Origin of the sequence: Longimonas sp., assembly GCF_046498435.1 — a bacterium.
In the GTDB taxonomy this organism is placed as follows: Bacteria; Bacteroidota; Rhodothermia; order Rhodothermales; family Salinibacteraceae; genus Longimonas.
This window is the reverse complement of sequence record NZ_JAWOAR010000079.1, coordinates 1-4,779: the sequence shown is the minus strand read 5'-3', so window position 1 is coordinate 4,779 and position 4,779 is coordinate 1. Positions and strand designations below refer to the sequence as shown.

Genomic DNA, 4,779 nt, shown 5'->3' with positions numbered 1-4,779 from the left:
GGCCTGCGTGTATTCGTGACATTGTTACGTGTCATGACAGGCACACACGAGCTCCACGGGTCACAAGAGTGTGTTACCCTTCGATCGTCCACGTTTCACCGCTGTGCAACAGGGTCTCCAGGTCGCCTGCGCCGCGCTCGGTGCGCACCGCATCGAACTGGTCATGAAGCTGTTGCTCGTACGTGGGGCGTTCGGTCTGGTAGAGCACGCCAAAGGGACGCGGCAGGTCGGGCTGGTCGAACATGCGCCCAATGAGGTGGGCCATCTCGCGGTTGCTGGTGTCGTACACCAGGCAGTCGCTCACGGACCAGCGCTCGTCGGTGAGGTCGATGGCTTCGAGCGAGAGGCCGTCCAGGCGGAGGCCGCGTTCTCCATTAGCGTAAGTCAGCGGCTCGCCGTCTTCCACAAAGAGCGCCCGGCTGGCCTTCGTGCCGCGGTCGGTGAATTCGAAGAAGGCGCCGTCGTTAAAGATGTTGCAGTTCTGGTAGATCTCCAGAAAGGCTGTGCCCGCATGATCGTGGGCCGCCTTCATCATCGCCTTCATGTGCTTCGGGTCGCGGTCCATTGTGCGGGCCACGAACGAGGCATCCGCCCCCAGCGCCACCGCCACGGGGTTGAACGGCGCATCAATCGAACCGTGCGGCGTGCTCTTCGTCACCTTGCCCTCCTCCGAGGTCGGGCTGTACTGTCCTTTCGTGAGGCCGTAGATCTTGTTGTTGAAGAGCAAGACCTGCGTATCCAGGTTGCGGCGGCACAGGTGAATGAGGTGGTTGCCGCCAATCGAGAGCGCATCGCCGTCGCCGGTCACAATCCACACGTCCAGTTCCGGGTTCGCACACTTCAGGCCCGTCGCAAAGGTCGGTGCACGCCCGTGGATGGTGTGCATGCCGTACGTATCCATGTAATACGGAAAGCGCCCGGCGCATCCGATCCCGCTAATAAACACGGTGTTCTCTTTGGGCACATCGAGCTCCGGCAAGAGGCGCTGCACCGTGGCCAGGATCGCATAGTCGCCACAGCCCGGACACCAGCGCACATCTTGGTCGCTCGAAAAGTCCTCGCGGCTTAGCCCGCACCCGCCGCCATCCCCGCTGTAGCCGGGGGGCAAGCTGGGGCCACCGGGTTTTTTAGCGCCAGGCGGCCCAGCAGGCTTTTTGGATCCGGGAGGTCCTGCGGGTTTCTTGGCACCGGGCGGGCCCGCGGGCTTCGTGGTGTTGTTGGTATTGGAGGATGCAGAGGTGTCAGCCATAGCGGAGGGAAGGCAGCATCAGGAGGGAAGCAGCACGAGTGGTTATGAGGCAACGGGCGTGAGGGCCTCGCGGATGGCTCCGCAGATTTCCTCAGCGCGGAAGGGCCGCCCCTGGATCTTGTTGAGGGGGATGAACTCGGCATCGTAGGCATTGCGCAGCAAACGGATGAGCTGTCCGTTGTTCAGTTCAGGCACGAGCACGCGGTCGAACCCGTCGATGAGCGCCTCCAGGTCGGCAGGCAGCGGCCACACGTAGCGCAGGTGCGCCGCACTCACGGGCGTGTCTTCCGAGTAGCAGCGATCCACGGCCTCGTCGATGGCGCCCTTGGTCGAGCCCCAGCCCAGCACCAGCAGCGATCCCTGGCGCGGCCCGCGCACCGGCACCGGCGGGATGGACTGCGTAACGCGCTGCACTTTCTCAGCGCGCAGCTTTACCATACGCTCGTGGTTCTCGGGGTTGTACGACACATTGCCCGTTTCGTGCTCCTTTTCGAGTCCGCCCAGCCGGTGCTCCAGCTCGGGCGTGCCCGGCACCGCCCACGGACGCGCCAGCGTGTCGTCGTCGCGGATGTACGGCAGAAACTGCGGATTGCCGTCGTCATCTGTCATCATATTACGGTCGGTAGGCTCGGTGGTGTTTTTCACCGTGAAGGGAGGCAACGCTTCCACATCGGGGATGTGCCAGGCTTCGGAGCCGTTGCCAAGGTAACCGTCGGCTAAGACGATTACGGGGGTCATATATGTGGTAGCGATGCGGCAGGCTTCGTACGCCATGTAGAAGCAGTCGCCCGGTGAAGCAGGTGCCAGCACGGGGAGCGGCGCCTCGCCATTGCGTCCGTGGACAGCCTGCATGAGGTCGCCCTGCTCGGGTTTTGTGGGGAGGCCGGTGGAGGGGCCGCCGCGCTGCATATCCACTACGACCAGCGGAAGCTCCGTCATCACGCCCAGCCCGATGGCCTCGGTCTTGAGCGCTACGCCAGGTCCGCTTGTGCCGCACACCCCGATCGATCCGCCAAAGCTCGCGCCGATGGCTGCCCCCACCGCCGCAATTTCGTCTTCAGCCTGAAACGTGGCCACGTCGAAGTTCTTGTGCTTGCTGATCTCGTGCAGGATGTCCGAAGCCGGTGTGATCGGATACGACCCGTAGAACACAGAGCGCCCGCTCTGATGCGCCGCTGCCACGAGTCCCAGCGCCGTGGCCTCCGCCCCACGAATCGCGCGGTAGGTGCCCGGCTTCATGGCGGCCGGATCGACCTGATAGCGCGTGCCGATGGCTTCGATGGTTTCGGCGTAGTGCGCGCCCTTCTTCAAGACGGTCAGGTTGGCATCGCGAATGGCCGGGCGGTCGTCGAACTTCTTGCGGATCCAGTCGCGCGCTGGGTCGAGCGGACGCGAATACATCCAGAGCGTCAGCCCGAGCGCAAACATGTTCTTGGAGCGATCGACCTGCTTCTTCGACAGGTCGGTATTGCTGAGGGCATCGCGGGTGAGCGTAGTCAGTGGCACCTCGATGACCTCGTAGCCGTCGAGCGTGTCGTCGTGGAGCGGGTCGGCGTCGGACCAGTCGGCCAGTTCCAGGTCGCGCGGGGCGAAGGCATCGGTATTTACGAGCACCGTGCCACCCGTACGCACCCGCGACAGGTGCACCTTAAGCGCCGCGGCGTTCATGGCCACAAGCAGATCTACTTTATCGCCCGGCGTGTGGATGTCCACCGCGCCAAAGTGCAGCTGGAATCCGCTAACGCCGTAGGTGGTACCGGCAGGCGCCCGAATCTCAGCCGGATAGTCAGGCAGCGTGGCCAGGTCATTGCGCGCATAGGCCGAGGCCAGCGTAAACTGCGCGCCTGTAAGCTGCATCCCGTCGCCCGAGTCGCCCGCAAAAAGGACGGTGGCATCGGGGATGGAGCGTGTGTCGGAAGAGGACGGCGACGCAGCCGCATCAGCAGAAGAAGTCATAGCGCGGAAGCAAGTAACACACGAAGGAACACGGCCCACACAGTAAACCTATGTGGATGCAGTTGTACTTTGTGCCCGGGCGACCGTTCATCATGCACGGCTCAGGCCGTGTGAAGAACGTATCGGGCTGTCAATTCAGCGTCTGCACGCAGCTCCATGAATTCCACCTACGCATCCCCCAGTCGCTGAACAATGCGTTACGCATGCGTAACACAACGTGCGGGCCCTGGCACAGATTTGGTGCGAAGGGACGGTGTATGTGTTTTGTTGGATGCGAAATGAGTTCATATGATTGCCTATACAGCTACCACCCACGGCGTTACGGTGCGCGTTTGGCCGGTTTATCTGGATGCACCATCGAGTTTTATGGAGATGGAGTTTGCATTCAGCTACGCGGTGCATCTGCACAACCGGGGCACCGACGACCTGGAACTGATTCGCAAGCGCCGAACGATTCAGGAGTCCAATGGACGGCTGCAGGATGTGGACGGCGATGACCTGGGCACGCGCCCGATCATCCCCGCAGGCGAGAAGCACGTGCTCGATGAGCGCTGCACCGTCCATAGCTTCGATGCGGTGGTACAGGGCAATTACCTGGCCCAACGGCCGAACGGACAGCGCGTGCGCATCGCGCTTCCCTCGTTCCCGCTGCATGCGGCGGCGAATTGAGCGCCTAAGAGGTACTGCGCTGGTTGGGCAGTGCAGCCGCCTATCTCTACGCCGCCACCATTTCGATGCGGATGTCGTAGTCGGGCGTGTTAAGCGTAATGACCTCGTTTTTATCGCTCAGTCCGTAATCGTCGATTTCATCGGGCAGGGCACCCTCCGGCTTGTCCATCTTGAAGAGGGCATCGGCCACCACATGCCAGTCTTGCGGCGTAAGGTGCACGGTGGCCGTGCGTCCTTCAGCGACCATCGGCGCGTAGTTGATCACCTTGTTTAGGTGGTTCACGGCCTGCTTTAGGTGCTTATTCAACGGGATATCGGGATCCATAGCGGGCGGTGTGGATGCGAGAAAATCAGGGCGGGTAGATGCTGTGTGTCTCTACCCGCGCATTCAAAATCACGTTCCTTTAGGCGGATTCGCATGCAGAGCTACCTGTCGTATTTGTCGCGTATTTTGCACGAAGGCACGCGCACCCCCGACCGCACCGGTACGGGCACGATCAGCATATTTGGCGCGCATCTGTCGTTCGACCTACAGCAGGGCTTTCCGCTGCTCACCACCAAGCGCGTGTGGATGCGCGGCATTGTCGCAGAACTGCTCTGGTTTCTGGACGGCGGCACGAACATCCGTCCACTTGTGGAGCAGAGCGTCTCCATTTGGACCGACTGGCCGCTGCGGCGCTACCGCGAGGACACCGGCGAGGCGATTGCGCAAGACGACTTTGAGCAGTGCATCTGCACCGATGCTGACTTTGCTGCCGAATGGGGCGAACTGGGCCCCGTCTACGGCAAGCAGTGGCGCGACTTTGACGGTGTGGATCAGCTGGCGCGGCTGGTGGAGGGGCTGCGCTCCAATCCGCACTCGCGGCGGCATCTGGTGAGCGCCTGGCATCCGTCTCAGGTGGATG

Annotated in this window: 5 protein-coding genes; 2 read left to right on the top strand and 3 right to left on the bottom strand. The window is 62.3% G+C overall.

The window, feature by feature from the left end; genetic code table 11:
* Positions 1–73 precede the first annotated feature (73 nt).
* On the bottom strand, positions 74–1,249 hold the full coding sequence (locus R6U20_RS03530; protein ID WP_410336489.1) for a thiamine pyrophosphate-dependent enzyme: 1,176 nt from the start codon (positions 1,247–1,249) through the stop codon (positions 74–76).
* A gap of 42 nt (positions 1,250–1,291) precedes the next feature.
* Positions 1,292–3,205 carry a 2-oxoacid:acceptor oxidoreductase subunit alpha gene (locus R6U20_RS03525; RefSeq protein WP_410336488.1) on the bottom strand — a complete coding sequence of 638 codons (1,914 nt, stop codon included), beginning with the start codon at positions 3,203–3,205 and terminating at the stop codon, positions 1,292–1,294.
* Positions 3,206–3,493: 288 nt separating this feature from the next.
* Between R6U20_RS03525 and R6U20_RS03520 the strand changes: the two genes are divergently transcribed.
* Positions 3,494–3,874 carry an ApaG domain gene (locus tag R6U20_RS03520; protein ID WP_410336487.1) on the top strand — a complete coding sequence of 127 codons (381 nt, stop codon included), beginning with the start codon at positions 3,494–3,496 and terminating at the stop codon, positions 3,872–3,874.
* Between the two features lie 46 nt (positions 3,875–3,920).
* Here the strand turns inward: R6U20_RS03520 and R6U20_RS03515 are convergent, their stop codons facing one another.
* Positions 3,921–4,199: a hypothetical protein gene (locus tag R6U20_RS03515; RefSeq protein ID WP_410336486.1), complete on the bottom strand. Its 279-nt coding sequence runs from the start codon at positions 4,197–4,199 to the stop codon at positions 3,921–3,923.
* Positions 4,200–4,313: 114 nt separating this feature from the next.
* Between R6U20_RS03515 and thyA the strand changes: the two genes are divergently transcribed.
* Positions 4,314–4,779 (top strand): thymidylate synthase (gene thyA / locus R6U20_RS03510; protein ID WP_410336485.1); only part of this gene is annotated, 466 nt, incomplete at its 3' end.